Below are 19,014 nucleotides of genomic sequence, written 5' to 3' on the forward strand. Positions count from 1 at the left end.
GGCCGAGCTCGAAGCCACAGTCTCACGCCTCTCAGAAGGTGCATTGAGCAAAACCAACAGCTTTGAAGATGAAGGAATCCCGTTCTAACCGAAAAAAGCAGCAGAACATTGTCCACAATAAAATATCTTTTAGGGGTGGAATTTACTCTTGCGAAAAAACGCAGAATCTTCACCTTCGGTTTGTCATGCCCAAAAACAGACCGAATTCGATACATTGATCACTCTAAAATATACAAATTGACCTTTTTGACATTCATTTTTTGTCTATTTCTCTTTTCATCGGCTCGAGTGCGGAATTTAGTTTTGCAAACTGGAATTTACTATTGCAACTAACCAAGCAGCAACAGGTTAAACGCTCCCATAATGCCATCAGGAGTCTTTGTTGAAACGGCGCTGCAATTGGTTCGCCAAAGCCTGTTCGTATTTGCCCGTAGCTGCTGGCTCGTAGTAGCGGCGATTATTCAGCGAATCAGGCAAGTATTGTTGCTTGACCCAGTGATCCGGGAAGTCGTGCGGGTATTGATAACCGATGCCGCGGCCCAGCTTATTTGCGCCACTGTAATGGGAGTCACGCAAATTATCCGGTATTTCGCCGGACTTTCCGGCGCGTACGTCCGCCAAAGCGCTGTCCAAAGCAAGATAAGCCGAGTTGGATTTCGGCGAAAGGGCCAGATCGACGACCGCGTTGGCCAAAGGGATCCGCGCTTCCGGCAGGCCCAATTTTTCTGCAGCCTGGACAGCCAATACGGTGCGGGCCACTGCCTGCGGGTTGCCCAAGCCGATGTCTTCATAGGCACACACTATCAGCCTTCTGCAGGCGATCAGCAATTCCCCGGCTTCCAGCAGCCTGGCCAAGTAATGCATCGAGGCATCGACATCGCTGCCTCTGATCGATTTTTGGAAGGCTGAGATGACATCATAATGGGCATCACCATTCTTATCGTGGACCAAGGCTTTCTTCTGGACACACTCTTCGGCGATATTCAAAGTGATGCGGATCGTGCCGTCCGGATCCGGTTTGGTCGACAAGGCAGCCAATTCCAGGGCATTAAGCGAACCGCGCACGTCACCCATCGTGCTTCTGGCGAAATGCAGCAAGGCATCTTCGTCAATCGTGATTTTTTCTTTTCCCAAGCCGCGCTTTTCATCGCCGATGGCCCGTTTCAGCGCCAAAACAACATCATCGGTCGTCAATGGCTTCAATTCGAATATCTGGGTCCGGCTCCGGATCGCCGGGCTGATGCTGATGTACGGGTTTTCGGTGGTGGCGCCGATCAGGATGACTTGCCCGCTTTCAAGGTGTGGCAGGAGAAAATCCTGTTTGGGTTTGTCCAACCGGTGCACCTCATCCAGCAAGAGGATGACCTGACCGGAGAACTTGGCTTCCTCGACAACGATCTGAAGGTCTTTTTTTGTGTCGGTGGCTGCATTCAGTTGCCGAAAAGCTGAATGGGTCGATCCGGCGATGGCGCTTGCGATGCTGGTTTTGCCGATTCCGGGTGGGCCGTACAAAATCATCGAAGACAGCATCTTCGCATCGACCATGCGGCGGATGATCTTATTTTCGCCCACCAAATGGCTTTGGCCGATGACTTCATCGATGTGTACGGGGCGCATACGGTACGCTAAAGGTTGTTTCATATTTTCCGCTCCTTTTTCTTTATTCATTATATGCCATCTCATGAAAAAGAACAAACATTCGCCCGGATCTTTCTTTGCGGATTTTTGGAAATTGAAAATGGATCTGAAAAGAAAGGCAAGCAACATCTTTACTATTTACAAGCAGAAAAGCTATAATGAATACATTGAAAAATGGATCGCAGAAAGTGAGAGTATATAATGACGGATTTCAAAGAAATTATCTTAACAAACAAACTATCAGCATTATTTTCGAAAGCCTCTTTTGGAATCGAAAAAGAAAGCCAGCGGATCACGGATGACGGCACAATCGCCAAGACGAACCATCCGGCCGTATTCGGGAACCGCAGTTTCCATCCTTACATACAGACTGATTTCGCCGAAAGCCAACCGGAATTGATCACGCCGCCGATGGATTCGATCGAGCAAATGCATGAGTGGCTGATGGCTATCCATGATGTCGTGCTGCGTTCCTTGCCGGAAGCTGAATATCTTTTGCCTTGCAGTATCCCACCGACCATGCCGGCAAGCGAAGAAATCAAGGTCGCCAAGTTGGACAATGCGGATGACGTGGCATATCGGGAGTATCTGGTGTCGGTCTACGGAAACAAAAAGCAGATGGTCAGCGGCATCCACTACAATTTCGAATTGAGTGCTGCCCTTATCAAAGAACTTCATCAGCTTTCCGGTTCTGCCGGAACGCTGCAGGCGTTCCAGTCGGATGTCTACTTGAAGATGGCCCACAATTTCCTCCGGTACCAATGGATCATGACCTACCTGATGGGAGCATCCATATCAGCCGACGACAGCTACTTCGAAAAGGAAACAGCTCCTGATTTGCCGGCGGGAGGGTACGCCAGAAGCATCCGCAGCAGCAAGTACGGCTACGTCAACCGGGAGGATGTGCACGTTTCTTTCGAATCCATCGCCGCTTATGTGGAGGATATCGAACACATGGTGACGAGCGGCAAACTCATCGCTGAGAAAGAGTTTTATTCCACCGTGCGCTTCAGAGGGGCAAACAGAGCGCGCGATTTATTGACGAACGGCATCGCCTACCTCGAATTCAGATTGTTCGACCTGAATCCTTTTGCCGAGTTCGGGATGCAAAAAGACGATATGTACTTCATCCATTATTTCCTGCTCTACTTGTTGTGGATCGACAAGGATGCCGGCGAAGAAGAGATGAAAATCGGGAAGGAAATGAACTACGCGACTGCCTTGGAGAATCCGTTGCAACCATCCGCATTCCAAGCGGAAGGCCTGGCCTTCCTGGAAGGGATGCTCGATATGGCCACAGCAATCGGCGCTGAAGAGAAAATCAGCGCCATCATCACAGAAAAAATCGAGGCGTTCCGCCATCCGGAAAAAACGGTGGCTGGACAGATGGTCCAAGCATTGGAAGCCGGAGCGGACAAAACCGATTGGGCAGCGTCCTTGGCAAAAAAATACAAGGAAGCTGCCTGGAAACGGCCTTATGCGTTGAGGGGGTTTGAAGACATGGAACTCTCCACGCAGATCCTGTTGTTCGATGCCATCCAAAAAGGGCTGAAGATCAACATCCTAGACCGCTATGACCAATTCATCTCCCTGACTTACAAAAACCATCGCGAATATGTGAAGAACGGCAATATGACGGCAAAAGACAGCTACATCGGACCACTGATCATGGAGAACAAGGTCGTCACCAAAAAAATACTGGCGGAGAACGGATTTGTGGTGCCGGACAGCGGCGAGTACCATTCGGTAGCCGCTGCGTTGCGCGATTATCCGATTTTTGCCGGGAAAGGCATCGTTGTCAAGCCGAAATCGACCAACTATGGGTTGGGGATTTCCATCTTCAAGGACGGCGCAAGCTTCGAAAACTATGAAAAAGCGGTACGCATCGCTTTTGAAGAAGACGAGGATGTGCTGGTGGAAGATTTCCTGGCAGGGACCGAATACAGATTCTTTGTCATCGGCAATGAGACGAAGGCCGTCTTGCTGCGTGTACCGGCCAATGTGGTGGGTGACGGCAAGCATACGATCCGCCAATTGGTGGAGGAAAAGAACAAAGACAGCCTGCGCGGCAGAAATCACCGTTCTCCGCTGGAACTGATCGCGACCGGCGAACTCGAAAAATTGACGATCCAAGGCCAAGGATATACTTTCGAAAGCATTCCGCCTGCCGGGGAAACAGTCCGTCTGAGGGACAATTCGAATATCAGCACAGGCGGCGACTCGATCGATTTCACCGACCAGATGCACGAAAGCTACAAAAAACTGGCGGTGCAGATGGCTGCCGCACTGGGTGTAGCGGTCTGCGGTGTGGACATCATCATTCCCGATCATTCGGTTCCTGCAACGCAAGCGGAGCCGAACTACGGTGTGATCGAAGCCAACTTCAATCCTGCCATGCTGATCCACATTTACCCGTACCAAGGAAAAAGCCGGCGCTTGACGCTGGAAATCCTGAAATTATTGTTCCCGGAAATGCAATTGGGGGAAAAGTAGGGGGAATTTTATGAAAAGAGCATTTCTCAGGATTGCCGGCTATATTTCGATTGCCGGCACCATGCTTTATGGATATCTGATTGCGAAAGGTTTGAACGGCTGGGGACGGCTGCTGTCCGTGGATCCGATCCTCATCCCCCTGCTGCTGGCCGGCCTGTTCTTATCCGTCTATGTGCATCTCTTGCTGCATGAAGGGGGGCATTTTCTGTTCGGGAAATTGAGCGGTTATCAGCTGATCAGTTTTCAGGTCAGACGCTTTAAATACAGGCAGGCGGATCACAGCTTGCGTCGGATGCAAACCGCGTCCCCCCTTTTGGCGGGGCAATGCTTGATGGCGCCGCCGAAAGCGGATTATGCGGAAGTGCCGTTTCGCGGGTATCTGCTCGGGGGGATTTTGGCTAACGCCTTGACCGGGGCGTGTCTGTACAGCGCGGCTTTTTTGATGGACCTGCGGGAAGGCGCCGTAATGGTGTTGTTCAGCTTTGTTCCGGTGTGGATGGCCCTTTCGAACTTTTTTCCGAAAGGACAGAATGACGGCGCCGTGCTGAAGGAAGCAAGCCGATCGTTGCCTGCGCGCCAGCTTTTGCTCCAGCAATTGGAAATGGCACAGCTTATCGAAGCGGAAGTTCCGTTTACGGATCTGCCGGACGCCTATTTCGCCTGTTTGGGGGAGGCGCGATACGAAAAAAGCTTCCTCATCGATTATTTCTACATGGTCGCCTATGTCCGTGCTCTGGGGAATCTGGACTTTGAGGAAGCCGACAGCCTGCTGTGGGCATTCTCCGCCCATCGTCCGGTCAAAGAGTCGGTCTATTGGCCGATCTATCTGATGGAGTCTCTGTTTTGCGATGCGTTGTTCGGGCGGATCGGGACTGCGGAAGAGAAATATTCCCAAATTCAAGCGCAGCCGCTCCTGAAGCGGTATTGGAACGCAAACAACAGAATCAGAGCAGCATATGCGTTTTTCTGCCGCACTGAAATTGAGGAAGCGAAGCGGTTGTTGAGTCAGGGTTCAGCAGCAGATGAAACCGATGCCGAGGAAGTGGACAAGAGCACAGAGGCGCGCTTGGTGCAGTGGCTGAAAGGTTATTTTGAATAAGAAGAAAGAAGGTAACAAATTGATTTATTTCGACCATGCCGCTACCACTCCGGTGCATCCGGAAGTTGCTGCGGTCATCCAAAATTCGCTTGCCGAAGATTATGGCAATCCTTCCAGCACTTATGCGTTGGGGCGGCAAACAAGACAGCATATCGAACAGGCCCGAAGGATTTTCGCAGCATCCATCAAAGCTGAGTCGGCAGACATCATCATCACAAGCTGCGGCTCCGAAGCCAACAATACAGCAATCATACCGACTGCCTTGGCCCTGCAGGGGAAAGGCAAACACCTGATCACTTCAGCAGCGGAACACCATGCCGTCCTGCATCCGATGAATTATCTGGAAACGCTGGGTTTCGAAGTGACTTACTTGCCGGTCGATGCTGCCGGGAGAGTCAGTGTGTCATCCCTGGAGGGAGCGATCCGGGAAGATACGATCCTGGTTTCATTGATGTTTGCGAACAATGAGGTGGGCAGCCTCAATCCGATCGCCGAAATCGGCGACTTATTGGCGGAACGGGACATCCTTTTCCACAGTGATGCCGTGCAGGCTTACGGCAGCGAGCGGATCGATGTCGTGCAACAACACATCGATCTGTTGTCCGTTTCCGCTCATAAAATAAACGGGCCCAAAGGAATCGGATTTCTTTACCGCAAAAGCAGTCTGCACTTGCCCAACTTCATCCATGGCGGCAGCCAGGAGAATGACCACCGTGCCGGAACGGAGAATACGCCCTACATCAGAGGTTTCGCTAAGGCCGTCTCGCTGATGGAAGCTGAACGCGATGACAGCAATCAAAAAAAACGCGAACTGGGCAATCATTTGCTGACCGAACTGGAAAGAAGCGGAATAGCTTTCGAACAGAACGGCAATTACCTTGAAGGCGTTCCGCACATCCTGAACATCTGGCTTCCGGGTATGCGTTCCGACAAGATGCTGATCCAGTGCGATCTGAAAGGGATCATGCTGGCGGCCGGTTCCGCCTGCACCGCCGGCAGCCTGGAACCGAGCCATGTATTGGAAGCGATGTACGGAAAGGGCAACCCCAGAGCCGGCGAATCGCTGCGCATCTCGTTCGGAGCGGACAACACAACCGAAGAAATCGACTCCTTGATTGCGCTCCTGCAAAACATCAGCAGAAAGCAATACAAGAACGGCTGATCGGGAGACAAGAAGTGTGTTATGATAGAGGAAACGATATTTTGGAGGACTGCATATGGCATTCGAAAAAAAAGTATCATTGAAAGGCTCCGGCAAAACTTTTCGCTTGAATGAACAGGTGAAGCGTTACACTTTGCGCGACAATGGGTTTGAAGAGACCAAAAACGGCAATTTTCAACTGGTCCGTGATTTGGACAACGCGGTGCTGCACAAGCAGGGAATCAAAGTGAAAATTGTGGTCGCAGCCGATCTCAAAACACTGAAAGTTTCCACCACGACGAGCAACGGGCTGAAGACGGTGGATGTCTACGCGAAAGACACGATGTCGGCAGCGAAGGAGCAGCTGGAATTCATTCTGGACAGTCTGGTCGAGAACGGTGTCCTGGCCGAAGTATCGGAGTGAAGCGAGATATCTTTGGCAGCATTTGAGAACATGAGACCGGCACTGCAGGGATTTCCCCTTACAGTGCCGGTCTTTTTGCGATACTGTCAATCAGGGCGACGCACCGATGCGAGTGCACAAAAAGAACACGATGTACACAAAAAATATATTAATATAATTATATAAACCGCTATTTTTTTCATTCCATTTCCTATGAAATATGATATACTTATTCAGAATCGCACAAACAATTTGGGAGATGAAAAAAGTGGAACAAAAATATCAAGGCGCAGCCATGACTACCGTTGATAAAAGCGCGCTAAAGAAGTCAGATTTATTCGAGACTTCACAAGTAAAATATTTCATCAGATGTATGCTTGCGGGTATGTTTTTGACATTGGGTACATCAATCGCCGTTATGGTCGCTGAAAAAGCGGAACATATGCTGCCAGGAAGCGGAAAATTTTTCTACTCATTCATGTTTGCATGGTCTCTGGTCATGATCAACTACATGAACACGGAATTGGGTACATCGAACATGATGTACATGACAGCGGCCATTTACCGCAAAGTGCTGGTGCCAAAAAGAGCTTTAGCCATTTTATTCGCTTGTATCCTGTTTAACCTTATCGGGGGTGCAATCGCATCATTCATCATGTCATTCACAAATATTTTCCAAGATTTGCCAGCTGAGCACTTCCTGTTCCATGCAGTGGAAGGAAAGTTGCTGAAGACGCCTTTGCAAATGGTTGCCGAGGGGATTTTCGCGAATGTCATCGTCAACACGACCGTATTTGTGAGCGCCCATATGAAGGATGACGCGGGCAAGTTGTTCTCGACCATTTTCATCATCTTCATCTTCGCATTTTTAGGCTTTGAACACGTTATCGCCAACTTCTCGTCCTTCAGCCTTGCGTTTTTCGCATACGGCGGCGCACTTCCAGGGATGACAGTCGGCAGCGTGCTGACGAACTGGTTCTTCGCCATGATCGGAAATTACATCGGCGGCGGATTGATCATCGGATTGCTGTATGCATGGATGAACAAAGATTCCGAAGTTTACGTGGACTAAGCGGAACGGAAGCCGCACAAACCATAATGAGAAGGATCCGCAAACCGGACCCTTCTCATTTTTTTCATTTACGGATAAAAAATGCCGGAATGCCAGTTTGTTCGTTTTTCCGGCCTTATGCCAACGGCAGCCAGCGCGAAGGGGGATGGACGGTTGACAAAAGCGAAGATAATCTGTATTGTTTTACTGTTATTTGTTATCCGGAACAAGTCAGACCAGCCGGCTGTCGCACTCGGCTGATAGATAGAACGAAATGTGAATAGGGAGGATTTTGTTTATGAAATTGCTGGAAGAGCGCATATTGAATGATGGCGTTGTGTTGGGGGACAACGTGTTGAAGGTGGATAATTTCTTGAACCACCAGATCGATCCGGTATTGATGCAACAATTGGGTGATGAATTCGCCCGGTATTTTGCCGACAAAAAGATCACCAAGATTCTGACGGTGGAGACGTCCGGCATCGTGCCCGCAGTATTCACAGGCCTGGCCTTGGGAGTGAAAGTTGTTTTTGCAAGAAAGCAAAAAAGCCTGACGATGAAAGACAACCTGTATTCGGCCAATGTCTACTCCTTCACGAAAGATGTCACCAATGAGATCACAATCTCCAAACAATATCTTGACAAGAACGACAAGGTGCTGATCATCGACGACTTTTTGGCGAACGGCCAGGCTACAAACGGCTTGATGGAAATCTGCAAGCAGGCTGGAGCGGAAATCGCCGGAGTCGGCATCGTCATCGAAAAATCTTTCCAAAAGGGCAGAAAGATCCTGGAAGAACAGGGAATGGATGTCTATTCATTGGCGCGCATCAGAGCTTTTGAAAACGGCACGGTCCAATTCATCGAGGAATAGCAGGATAGGGAAGGCAGACAAGCTCTGCCTTTTTTTGTTCCTCCCGGATCTTCAAAATCAGCTTCAATATCTCCACAAAGTATTTGGGAATTGTGGTAAAATGTTAAATATACATGAGATTATGAGCTTTGTTTTAATGAGGAGGATCACTAATGAGAATCGAAACACAATGTTTGCATGAAGGCTATCATCCGGGGAACGGGGAGCCAAGCGCGCTGCCGATTTACCAAAGCACTACCTACAGATATGACTCAACGGAACATATCGGGAAATTATTCGACTTGACGGCTGACGGACACATGTATTCGCGCATCTCCAACCCTACCGTTGCGGCCGTGGAGGACAAGATCGCGGCAATGGAGGGCGGTGTAGGGGCTTTGTGCACAACATCCGGGCAGGCAGCCACCCTGATCAGCCTGATGAACATCCTGAAGGAAGGCGATCATTTCATCAGTACCGCCTCTATTTATGGCGGGACCATCAATCTGTTCGCCGTAACCATGAAACGTTTCGGAATCGAATGCACCTTTGTCGATCAGGAACTGCCTGAGGAGGAAATCCAAAAAATGTTCCGACCGAATACGAAGGCCGTTTTCGGCGAAACGATCGCAAATCCCGCTTTATCCGTCCTGGATATCGAAAAATGGGCAACGATTGCGCACAAAAACAACGTGCCTTTGATCGTGGACAACACCTTCCCGACGCCGTACCTTTGCCGACCTTTTGAGTTCGGTGCCGACATCGTGATCCATTCCACTTCTAAATATATGGACGGACACGCTGTGCAACTGGGCGGAGTCATCGTCGACAGCGGCAATTTCGATTGGAAAAACGGCAAGTTCCCAGAATTCACCGAACCGGATGCATCCTACCATGGCATCGTCTATACGGAAAGCTTTGAAAAGGCTGCGTACATCACCAAAGCGCGGGTGCAGATGATGCGGGATATGGGGGCGTACCCGACCGCCAATGCGGCCTTCTTATTGAACTTGGGTCTTGAAACGCTTGCGGTAAGGATGGATAGGCATTGCAGCAACGCCTTGAAAGTCGCCGAATATTTCAAACAATCCGATAAAGTCGAATTCGTGAATTATCCCGGTTTGGAGGGAGACAAGTACCATGAATTGGCGAAAAAATATCTGCCGCTCGGAACTTGCGGCGTTATTTCGCTCTCCATCGAAGGCAGCCGGGAAAATGCCGTCAAATTCATGGACAGCCTGAAGTTGGCATCCAATGAAGTGCATGTGGCCGACATCCGGACGTGTGTGCTCCATCCGGCAAGTTCAACCCATAGACAATTGACCGACGAGCAGTTGGCGGCAGCCGGCATCACTCCGGGACTGATCCGCTTTTCGGTAGGGCTTGAGAACGTCGATGATATCATCGAAGACATCGAACAGGCCTTGGCACACCTCAACCTGGATGCAAAGCCTTATACCGTCTGATCGACAGTGCCCCAATAACGAAGCAGAAATCCGTCCAAGGTTTTCTGCTTTGTTTTCTTTGTTGCGAGCATGTGCCGAAACTTGCCAAAAAAAGAAGAACGGAAGTGAAAAGATGGGGTACAGCAATAAAACGGCACTCATCAAATGGATTGCGGTAATCACCATGACGATCGACCACATCGGCTACTATCTGTTCCCTTCGTTCCTGTTTCTGCGTGTCATCGGGCGCATCGCTTTCCCGTGTTTTTTGTATACAACCGTGAAAGGGGTGCGGGAAACGCGTGATTTCCGCAAGTATCTGCTGCGCCTGATCCTTACCGGGGTCATCAGCATGCCGATAACCGCACAGGCAGGGAATGCCTTCAATATCCTGTTCACGCTGGCTCTTTTCGCTCTGTCGATCAAAGACTGCCGGCTCATCGTGCCGGCAGTCTTTTTGGTCCGTTTTACTGAATACGGCCTGTACGGTTTCCTGATGGGGTGGACCATCTATCTTTTGTCTGAAAAACATTTTTGGGCAGGGGTAACGCTGTTTTTGTTGGTGAATGCCTTGCAATTTCCCTCCTTGCAAGTATTCGCTGCCTTGGCGCTCATTCCGATGCTGGCGCCTGTCACAATCGTTGTCAGACCGTTGCCGAAATGGGCAGGGTATGCCTACTATCCGATCCACCAAGCCGTACTCATGCTTCTCGCCAGGCTGATGTGACCGGGAACTTGTTCGCGGACAGGCGCGAAAGCTTGAATTATGCGCCGGGATGGTGTAAACTGTTTTTTTGTATCGGACGTAACTTATCTATTGTAAGAAGTGAGAAAATACACAAATTAAGTAAGGGTGTGATAGGCATGCAAGACAATTCAAAAATACGCGTGGTGGTCGGAATGAGCGGAGGCGTTGATTCTTCCGTCACGGCGCTGCTTTTGAAACAACAAGGGTACGACGTCATCGGCATTTTCATGAAGAACTGGGATGACACCGATGAATTCGGATTCTGCACAGCAACGGAAGATTACAAGGATGTCCAGGCCGTCGCACAGCAGATCGGCATTCCCTACTATTCCGTCAACTTCGAAAAGGAATACTGGGACAAAGTTTTCCAATATTTCCTGGATGAATACAAGAAGGGGCGGACGCCGAACCCGGACGTCATGTGCAACAAAGAAATCAAATTCAAGGCCTTTTTGGACTATGCGATGGAATTGGGCGCGGACTACGTCGCAACCGGGCATTATGCGCAAGTCGTCCGCGATGAAGACGGCACTGCCCATCTGCTCAGAGGAGTGGATGACAACAAAGACCAGACTTACTTCCTGAACCAGCTCTCCCAAGAGCAACTTTCCAAAACGATGTTCCCGCTGGGCGGAATCAAAAAGCCGGAAGTGCGCCGCATGGCCGAAGAGGCCGGTTTGGCGACAGCCAAGAAAAAAGATTCGACCGGCATCTGCTTTATCGGCGAAAAGAACTTCAAAGAATTCCTGACCAACTTTCTGCCGGCAATCCCAGGCAAAATGGTGACTTTGAGCGGCGAAGTGATGGGCGAGCATGCCGGCTTGATGTACTACACCATCGGGCAAAGAAAAGGGCTGGGAATCGGCGGCGGCGGGGAGTCCGATGATCCGTGGTTCGTGATCGGCAAGGATCTCGCGACCAACACGCTCTACGTGGGGCAAGGCTATCATCATGAGAACCTGTATGCCGATCGTCTGGATGCGACCGATATCCACTTCACATCCGAAGAAAAAAAACCAGCCGTATTCACATGCACGGCTAAGTTCCGTTACCGCCAGCAAGACACAGCGGTCACCGTCTATCTGAACGAGGACCAAACAACCGCCCGTGTGGAATTCGCGGAACCTGTCCGCGCGATCACACCCGGCCAGGCCGTTGTCTTTTATGACGGCATGGAATGTCTCGGCGGCGGCACGATCGACAAGGCTTACCAAGCCGACCGCGTCCTGCAGTATATCTGAAAAAATGAGGGGCTGGTTTTTCTCCAGCCTCTCTTTAATTTGGGCGGGAATTATGGTATCGTTCTTAGAGAATATTATACCAAGACTGACTATTCGAAAAAGGAGGGATGATCCGGATGGATACAGAACAAAGCTATATCGTTGGGGAAATCAAAGCGGTTTTCTTTGAAAATGCGAGTAATTTCTACAAAGTGATGCTGATTTCAGTCAACGAATCGAACCTTCCCCAAAATAACGATGAAATCGTTGTGACCGGAAGCTTCGGGCAGATCACCGAAGACACAACCTACCGTTTTTTCGGTGGGATTGTGGAGCATCCGCGATATGGCGTCCAATTCCAGGCCAACTCCTATCAGCAGGAAAAACCCACCTCTAGAAATGGGTTGATTGCGTTCTTGTCAGGAGAGCGGTTCCCGGGGATCGGCAAACGGACAGCCGAAAAAATCGTGGAGACATTTGGGGAGGATGCTGTTGATGTCATCCTGGACGATCCTGAGGCCTTGAAAAAGATCAGCGGCCTGACACCAAAGAAAAGAGAAATGATGCGCGACGTGCTGATGCAGACGCAAGGGACCGATAAGATCCTGATCGCTTTGGCGAACTACGGCTTCTCGAATAATCAGGCTGCGAATATTTTTCATTTTTACCGCTCAGAAACGCTGACAATCCTGAACGAGAATCCATACCGGTTGCTTGAGGACATCGAAGGCATCGGCTTCAAAAAAGCCGACCAGTTGGCGGAAGAGCTGAACTTCGCCCCGGACCACAGCAGCAGGCTGAAGGGCGGGCTTTTTGCGACGCTGCAGGAACTTTGCCTGGCGAATGGGGATACGTACGTCGATGGGACCGTGTTGCTTGAGCGCACGATCCACCTGCTTGAACAAAGCAGACGTTTCATCATCGAAGATGGGCCCGTCATCGAGGCGCTGATGGAGATGGTGATGGACATGAAAGTGGTCGAGGACCATAGCCGTTTTGCCATCCCGTCGCTTTATTTCGCCGAAGAAGGCATCGCATCATCGATTGATCGGTTGCTGAAGCGGAAAACGAAAATCGCTTATCCCGGAGTGGATTTGGACCGGGAAATCGAAAAGCTGCAATCAAATCTGCAGATCCGCTATGGCGACTCCCAGATCGAAGCGATTAAATCCGCTTTGCTTTCTCCGTTCTTCATCCTGACCGGGGGGCCCGGCACCGGCAAGACGACCGTTCTGAAGGGGATCGTCCGTATGTTTTCCGAGCTGAACGATCTGCCCGAAGATCCGCATGAATACAAAGGGGGCGTTTTCCCGATCCTGCTCGCCGCTCCGACTGGGCGCGCCGCAAAACGGATGCAGGAAACGACCGGGCTACCCGGCAGCACAATTCACCGCCTGTTGGGATTGACAGGTCAGGAAAAGGAATCCGAAGAGCTGTACACGCAAGAGCTGGAAGGCAAGTTGTTGATCATCGACGAGGTATCGATGGTGGACACGTGGCTGATGCACCGGCTCCTGAAGTCCGTGCCGCCCGGCATGCAAGTCCTGTTTGTGGGGGATAAGGATCAGTTGCCGTCGGTAGGCCCTGGGCAGGTGCTGTTTGATCTCTTGAACTGCAAAGCATTGCCGCAGGTCGAGTTGAATGAAATTTTCAGGCAATCCGGCGATTCTTCCATCATCCCCTTGGCGCACGAAATCAAAAACGGCATCCTTCCCCGCGATTTCCGGAATAACCAAGCGGACCGGTCGTTTCTGCCCTGCCAGACGCACCAGATCGAACCAGTGATCAGGCAAGTCGTCGAAAAGGCCAAGTCTAAAGGCTTCACCGCGAAGGACATCCAGGTTCTGGCGCCGATGTACAAAGGGGCTGCCGGCATCGATGCCATCAATACGATGATGCAGGAAATCTTCAATCCGAAAGGGAACAAGAAAAGGCGCGAAGTCGCTTTTTTCGATGTTGTCTATCGGGTCGGCGACAAAGTGCTTCAGTTGGTGAACCAACCGGAAAACAACGTATTCAATGGGGACATGGGTGAAATCACCGCCATCCAGTTCGCGAAGGAGACGGAAGAGAAAGTCGATCAGATCACAATCCTGTTCGACAGCGTCGAGGTCACCTACAATCGGAACAATTGGAACAAATTCGTTCTGGCGTATTGTTGTTCCATCCACAAATCCCAGGGCAGCGAATTCACGATGGTCATCCTGCCGATGGTGAAGCAGTATGGGCGGATGCTGCGCAGAAACTTGCTCTACACCGCCATCACGAGAAGCAAAAGCAAATTGATTTTGTGCGGCGATTATGAAGCTTTCGAAACAGCCGTCGTCAGCACCGGCGACATCCGCAAAACGATGCTCCACGAAAAATTGGAACGGAACCTCAACAGCGACAAAATATTCACTGCGGAAGAAAATGCCGACCAAAGCGAAGCAATGGCCCGCCGAACCGGGAAAGAAGCTGCCGATCCGGCTGCCGGATCAACGGACCAAGAGCCAACCGAGAACGGGCAGCAAAAAATTATTCCGGTTTACCATTTGACCATCGAGCAGATAGCCGATGGCAGTATCGATCCGATGATCGGCATGGAGAATGTAAATCCGGAAATGTTCATGGACGCAAAATCCTGACGCAAATCCGCAAGCAAAGAATGAGTTGCTTGCGGTTTTTTCTCATTCCGGCAGACGTGCGAAAGGAATAAACTACTCGCCGTCGAAATATTCTGCTATACTGACAGTAAAGAAATTTACTCGTTTTCCAATACAGCTACAAGAAGAGAGTGGGATAATGGAACTATTTGATCGATTGATGAACCCGAATTGGAAGAACATCCCGATGGAGCACAAACTTGTTCTGGCCAGCAGCGTTATCCGATATTTTGTGAATCCGCTGTTGCCTGTCGCCGATATCCGGCCGGCATACTTCCAGATGGGCGGAATCAAGACCGAGACGTTCACCGTGGAAATCAACGGGGCTCCGTTCGTTTTTGTGCCGGGACAACAGGAAGCAGTCCTTGGCTGGGACAGCGGCATAAGCGGTTTGGATCCGTTGGACATAAGTTCCGACAGGAAAGAGATGTACCTCGCCATCGAGAACTGTCTCAAACTTTCAGTCCAGGGAGCTGAGTTTTTGCATGACGATCACTGGATGAAAAAGAAAATCGAACCGATCCATTCCTTGGAAGAACTGGAAGGATTGGTCAACGGCCAAATGTCCCGGTTGCGGACGACGGCGGTCCCTCCGTTGTTGGTGGAAGTCAATCCGCATTATGTAGGGATGACGAAAGTCGGGAATTATGCAGTCATAAACGGAAAATTCGAAGGCCAGCTTGACTGGTTCAGCAGGCACGAAAAGGCTATCCATCAAGCCTTGATGCCGAGCGCAACCGGGTCATCGGTGTTCGCGGATTTTCCGGCGCATCTGGTCCAAAACGATTCCTTTTTCCTGAAGCAAAATGAGGATCTGGATTCTTACGCAGTTTTTGCCCCTTATGAGACGACGTATGCGGAGATGCGCAAACAATTGGAGAAGGACGGTATGGGGCTGTTGTCCACCGATGAATGGGAATATTGTTGCGGTGCCTCAACCCGCAGGCTTTTCCGCTGGGGCAACCAGTTGCATCGGAATCTGTTTGAACCGGAAGAAAGCCACCTGTACAAAAAGAACATGTTCGGTCTGGAAATCGCGAATATGGGTTGGGGTCCGGAACTCGTCGAAGACGGGTTGTTGGCTAAAGGGGGCTGGATTTCCATTCAGGCCGAAAACATTTTGGAAAAACTCTTGCCTTACGCCACCTATTATGAGAATTATGCAGATGCCTTGAGCGAGAAGCAACAGGAGCCTTTGGTGCCCGGCTATTACTGCGCAAGGCGGTCCATACGCATAGAGATGTAGTCTGGACCGCTTTTCGTGCTTGCGTGCGGCTGTGTTTTTGGTTATACTAGTTTTTGATTGAAGCAGAGGATAAAGGAATGGATAACCAAAGAGAGTTTCTGGCTGGTGAAAGGAAACGCATCCGTTTATGCTCCCTTTGCGTGAATATAGTAGAAATACTATCGCTTCCAGCGTTAACGGATCCGAGAGGTAATGAATGATCAAAACATTTCATTGCAAACAAGGTGGTACCGCGTGATTCGTCCTTGTATGCAGTGGGGTGTTTTTTTATTTTATCGACTCAAAAAAAACGAAGAGAAAAGGAAGGTAATAATGAAGAATCTGAAAAGCAGCGACATCCGTCAAATGTATCTTGATTTTTGGGAATCGAAAGGGTCGAAAGTGGAGCCGAGCGCTTCCTTGATACCGGTCAACGATCCTACCTTATTATGGATCAATTCAGGGGTAGCGACATTGAAAAAATATTTTGACGGCACCTTGATCCCGGAAAACCCGCGCATCACCAATGCCCAAAAAAGCATCCGCACAAATGATATCGAAAATGTCGGCGTGACGGCAAGGCACCATACTTTATTTGAAATGCTGGGGAATTTTTCGATCGGCGACTACTTCAAAGAAGAAGCGATCCCTTGGGCTTGGGAGTTCCTGACGGACGAAAAATGGTTGGCTTTCGATCCGGAACTGCTCTATGTCACTTACTATCCGGAAGACACGGACACTAAACGCATTTGGCAGGAAAAAGTCGGTTTGCCGGAAGATCATATCGTTCCGATCGCAGACAACTTTTGGGATATCGGGGCTGGCCCGTGCGGACCGGATACGGAAATATTCTACGACCGCGGACCATCCTTCCAGGATTTGCCTGACGGAGATCCGGAAATGTATCCGGGCGGAGAAAACGAACGCTACCTTGAAATCTGGAACCTTGTGTTTTCCGAATTCAACCACAAGCCGGACGGCACGTATGAACCGCTTCCGCACAAAAACGTCGATACAGGGATGGGACTGGAACGAGTCACAAGCGTAGTCCAAAATACCCCAACCAACTTCGAAACCGATTTGTTCATGCCGATCATCGAGAAGATCGAAACCTTGAGTGACGGGAAAAAATACGGAGAAAACAAAACTTTGGATATTTCCTTCAAAGTCATCGCAGACCACGTCCGTGCTGTCAGCTTTGCGATCGGAGACCGTGCCTTACCATCCAACGAAGGCCGCGGCTACATTTTGCGTCGTCTGATCCGCCGTTCTGTCATGCATGGCCAAAAATTAGGCATCGAAAAATTGTTCCTGAACGAATTGGTTCCGGTAGTGGCTGAAATCATGGAATCCTATTATCCGGAAATCAAGGCGGATCAGGATTTCATCATCAAAGTCATCACGAATGAAGAGCAGCGTTTCCAGGAGACGATCCATGAAGGGATGGATATCCTGAACAGCGTCTTCGAAGAAATGAACGATAAGGGCGAAACGGTCGTGAACGGCGTGAATGCCTTCAAACTGTATGACACATATGGTTTCCCGTTGGAATTGACGAGCGAATATGCTGAAGAAAAAGGTTTTACGGTAGATACGGAAGGCTTTAACCAAGAGATGCAGGAACAACGCAATCGCGCCCGCGCAGCAAGACAAGTGGAAGACTCGTTCTCCGTGCAATCCCCGGTGTGGGCGGATGTATTGGTCCCGAGCACGTTCTCAGGCTATGCCCAAACGAAAATTGTTTCCGAGCTTTCCGTGATGGTGGCGAACGACGATATCGTCGAAAAAGCCGTTGCAGATGACCGCGTGCAGATCATTTTCCGCGAAACACCTTTCTATGCAGAAATGGGTGGGCAAGTCGCTGACAAAGGAACGATCGAAAACGAAGCCGGTGAAGTGCTCGCCCAGATTGAAGATGTCAAACGCGCTCCTAATGGGCAAACGATGCACATCGCGCGGATCCTGAAGGAAATCCATGCGAATGAAAGCTACATCCTGCATGTCGATGAATCGCGCAGAAGAAACATCACGAAAAACCATACAGCAACCCATTTGCTTCACCAAGCGCTGAAGGATGTTTTGGGGAACCATGCAAATCAGGCAGGTTCATTGGTGAACCCGAATCAACTGCGTTTCGACTTCACCCACTTCGGGCAGGTCACCGCGGAAGAGTTGGTGCGGATGGAAGAAATCGTGAATGAGAAGATTTGGGAAGCTTTGCCGGTCGTGACGGTCGAAACGACCATCGAGAAAGCGAAGGAAATGGGCGCCATGGCTTTGTTCGGCGAGAAATACGGGAAAGAAGTCCGTGTTGTCAACGTCGGCGGTTATTCAGTCGAGCTTTGCGGGGGAGTCCATGTCCAGAATTCGCAGGATATCGGCGTCTTCAAGATTTTGTCCGAGTCCGGAATCGGCGCAGGCGTCCGACGCATCGAAGCGGTAACTGGTCAGGCGGCTTATCAATATTTCCGCACAAAAGAAGCCGAATTGAACGGAGCGGCCCAGCTTGTGAAGGCCCAACAGACTAAAGAAGTAGCGGGAAAAATCAATCAGCTCAAGCAGGAAATGAAGGAATTGCAGGGCGAAAATGAATCCTTGAAAGCAAAAATCATGAATTCCGAAGCCAAAAATCTCTTCGAAAATGTGAAGAGTGTCAATGGCATCACTTACATCACCTATGAAACAAAGAACCAGGACATGAACGCACTCCGCCAACTGGCTGACCAGTGGCGCCAAAAAGCGGTTTCTGATCTTTTCGTGGCAGCTTCGGCTACGGACGGAAAGGTCAATATGTTGGCTGCCGTTTCCGCAGAGAAATTGGAACAGGGGCTGAAAGCCGGTGACCTGATCAAGACGATCGCTCCATTAGTCGGCGGTAAAGGCGGCGGACGTCCGGATATGGCCCAAGCAGGCGGCAATAATCCAGCAGGCATCCCGAATGCCATGGAACAGGTAGCGGCCTGGATCGCTGAGAAAACAGAATAAGCATCAATTCCCAAGGGCAGGCATCCGAAAAATGCCTGCCCTTGCTTGTTGCCAAGAGCTGATCGGAA

The 19,014-nt window shown here is 50.2% G+C and carries 13 protein-coding genes; 12 read left to right on the forward strand and 1 reads right to left on the reverse strand.

Annotated features, from left to right (window positions below):
• Window positions 1-369 precede the first annotated feature (369 nt).
• On the reverse strand, window positions 370-1,641 hold the full coding sequence (locus BMX58_RS07980; RefSeq protein ID WP_068623754.1) for a replication-associated recombination protein A: 1,272 nt from the start codon (window positions 1,639-1,641) through the stop codon (window positions 370-372).
• A gap of 198 nt (window positions 1,642-1,839) precedes the next feature.
• On the opposite strand from BMX58_RS07980, the gene gshAB reads away from it, so the two are divergent.
• The 12 genes from gshAB (at window position 1,840) to alaS (ending at window position 18,946) form a co-directional block, all read left to right on the forward strand.
• Complete coding sequence (gene gshAB, locus BMX58_RS07985; protein ID WP_068623748.1) at window positions 1,840-4,131, forward strand: bifunctional glutamate--cysteine ligase GshA/glutathione synthetase GshB; 2,292 nt, start codon at window positions 1,840-1,842, stop codon at window positions 4,129-4,131.
• A gap of 10 nt (window positions 4,132-4,141) precedes the next feature.
• Window positions 4,142-5,230, forward strand: a complete 1,089-nt coding sequence (locus BMX58_RS07990; protein WP_068623746.1) for a hypothetical protein — start codon at window positions 4,142-4,144, stop codon at window positions 5,228-5,230.
• A gap of 19 nt (window positions 5,231-5,249) precedes the next feature.
• Window positions 5,250-6,392, forward strand: a complete 1,143-nt coding sequence (locus tag BMX58_RS07995) for a cysteine desulfurase family protein (protein ID WP_239420580.1) — start codon at window positions 5,250-5,252, stop codon at window positions 6,390-6,392.
• 55 nt (window positions 6,393-6,447) lie between these two features.
• Window positions 6,448-6,795 carry a cysteine desulfurase gene (locus BMX58_RS08000; RefSeq protein WP_068623742.1) on the forward strand — a complete coding sequence of 116 codons (348 nt, stop codon included), beginning with the start codon at window positions 6,448-6,450 and terminating at the stop codon, window positions 6,793-6,795.
• Window positions 6,796-7,069: 274 nt separating this feature from the next.
• Entirely contained in the window at window positions 7,070-7,846 is a 777-nt protein-coding gene (locus tag BMX58_RS08005; protein ID WP_068623752.1) for a formate/nitrite transporter family protein, read from the forward strand.
• Between the two features lie 277 nt (window positions 7,847-8,123).
• Window positions 8,124-8,699, forward strand: a complete 576-nt coding sequence (locus tag BMX58_RS08010) for a xanthine phosphoribosyltransferase (protein ID WP_068623740.1) — start codon at window positions 8,124-8,126, stop codon at window positions 8,697-8,699.
• Between the two features lie 152 nt (window positions 8,700-8,851).
• The gene (locus BMX58_RS08015; protein ID WP_068623738.1) at window positions 8,852-10,144 is read left to right on the forward strand and encodes an O-acetylhomoserine aminocarboxypropyltransferase/cysteine synthase family protein; all 1,293 of its coding nucleotides are present in this window, start codon (window positions 8,852-8,854) and stop codon (window positions 10,142-10,144) included.
• Window positions 10,145-10,256: 112 nt separating this feature from the next.
• Window positions 10,257-10,850, forward strand: coding sequence for a TraX family protein (locus BMX58_RS08020; protein ID WP_068623737.1), 594 nt, complete (start codon window positions 10,257-10,259; stop codon window positions 10,848-10,850).
• A 137-nt stretch (window positions 10,851-10,987) separates the two neighbouring features.
• Window positions 10,988-12,112: a tRNA 2-thiouridine(34) synthase MnmA gene (gene mnmA / locus BMX58_RS08025; RefSeq protein ID WP_068623735.1), complete on the forward strand. Its 1,125-nt coding sequence runs from the start codon at window positions 10,988-10,990 to the stop codon at window positions 12,110-12,112.
• A gap of 116 nt (window positions 12,113-12,228) precedes the next feature.
• Window positions 12,229-14,718 (forward strand): SF1B family DNA helicase RecD2, encoded by a 2,490-nt coding sequence (gene recD2 / locus BMX58_RS08030; RefSeq protein WP_068623732.1) that lies wholly within the window; start codon window positions 12,229-12,231, stop codon window positions 14,716-14,718.
• A 157-nt stretch (window positions 14,719-14,875) separates the two neighbouring features.
• On the forward strand, window positions 14,876-15,982 hold the full coding sequence (locus tag BMX58_RS08035; protein ID WP_068623730.1) for a DUF7278 family profilin-like fold-containing protein: 1,107 nt from the start codon (window positions 14,876-14,878) through the stop codon (window positions 15,980-15,982).
• Between the two features lie 312 nt (window positions 15,983-16,294).
• Complete coding sequence (alaS, locus tag BMX58_RS08040) at window positions 16,295-18,946, forward strand: alanine--tRNA ligase (RefSeq protein WP_068623727.1); 2,652 nt, start codon at window positions 16,295-16,297, stop codon at window positions 18,944-18,946.
• The last annotated feature ends 68 nt before the right edge of the window (window positions 18,947-19,014 follow it).

This window comes from Trichococcus ilyis, from assembly GCF_900109135.1.
Taxonomy (GTDB): domain Bacteria; phylum Bacillota; class Bacilli; order Lactobacillales; family Aerococcaceae; genus Trichococcus; species Trichococcus ilyis.

What these genes read in the sequence shown, in the direction of transcription:
- BMX58_RS07980 (WP_068623754.1), bottom strand. Translation starts at nt 1,641, where the DNA reads ATGAAACAACCTTTAGCGTACCGTATGCGCCCCGTACACATCGATGAA.
- gshAB (WP_068623748.1), top strand. Translation starts at nt 1,840, where the DNA reads ATGACGGATTTCAAAGAAATTATCTTAACAAACAAACTATCAGCATTA.
- BMX58_RS07990 (WP_068623746.1), top strand. Translation starts at nt 4,142, where the DNA reads ATGAAAAGAGCATTTCTCAGGATTGCCGGCTATATTTCGATTGCCGGC.
- BMX58_RS08000 (WP_068623742.1), top strand. Translation starts at nt 6,448, where the DNA reads ATGGCATTCGAAAAAAAAGTATCATTGAAAGGCTCCGGCAAAACTTTT.
- BMX58_RS08005 (WP_068623752.1), top strand. Translation starts at nt 7,070, where the DNA reads ATGACTACCGTTGATAAAAGCGCGCTAAAGAAGTCAGATTTATTCGAG.
- BMX58_RS08010 (WP_068623740.1), top strand. Translation starts at nt 8,124, where the DNA reads ATGAAATTGCTGGAAGAGCGCATATTGAATGATGGCGTTGTGTTGGGG.
- BMX58_RS08015 (WP_068623738.1), top strand. Translation starts at nt 8,852, where the DNA reads ATGAGAATCGAAACACAATGTTTGCATGAAGGCTATCATCCGGGGAAC.
- BMX58_RS08020 (WP_068623737.1), top strand. Translation starts at nt 10,257, where the DNA reads ATGGGGTACAGCAATAAAACGGCACTCATCAAATGGATTGCGGTAATC.
- mnmA (WP_068623735.1), top strand. Translation starts at nt 10,988, where the DNA reads ATGCAAGACAATTCAAAAATACGCGTGGTGGTCGGAATGAGCGGAGGC.
- recD2 (WP_068623732.1), top strand. Translation starts at nt 12,229, where the DNA reads ATGGATACAGAACAAAGCTATATCGTTGGGGAAATCAAAGCGGTTTTC.
- BMX58_RS08035 (WP_068623730.1), top strand. Translation starts at nt 14,876, where the DNA reads ATGGAACTATTTGATCGATTGATGAACCCGAATTGGAAGAACATCCCG.
- alaS (WP_068623727.1), top strand. Translation starts at nt 16,295, where the DNA reads ATGAAGAATCTGAAAAGCAGCGACATCCGTCAAATGTATCTTGATTTT.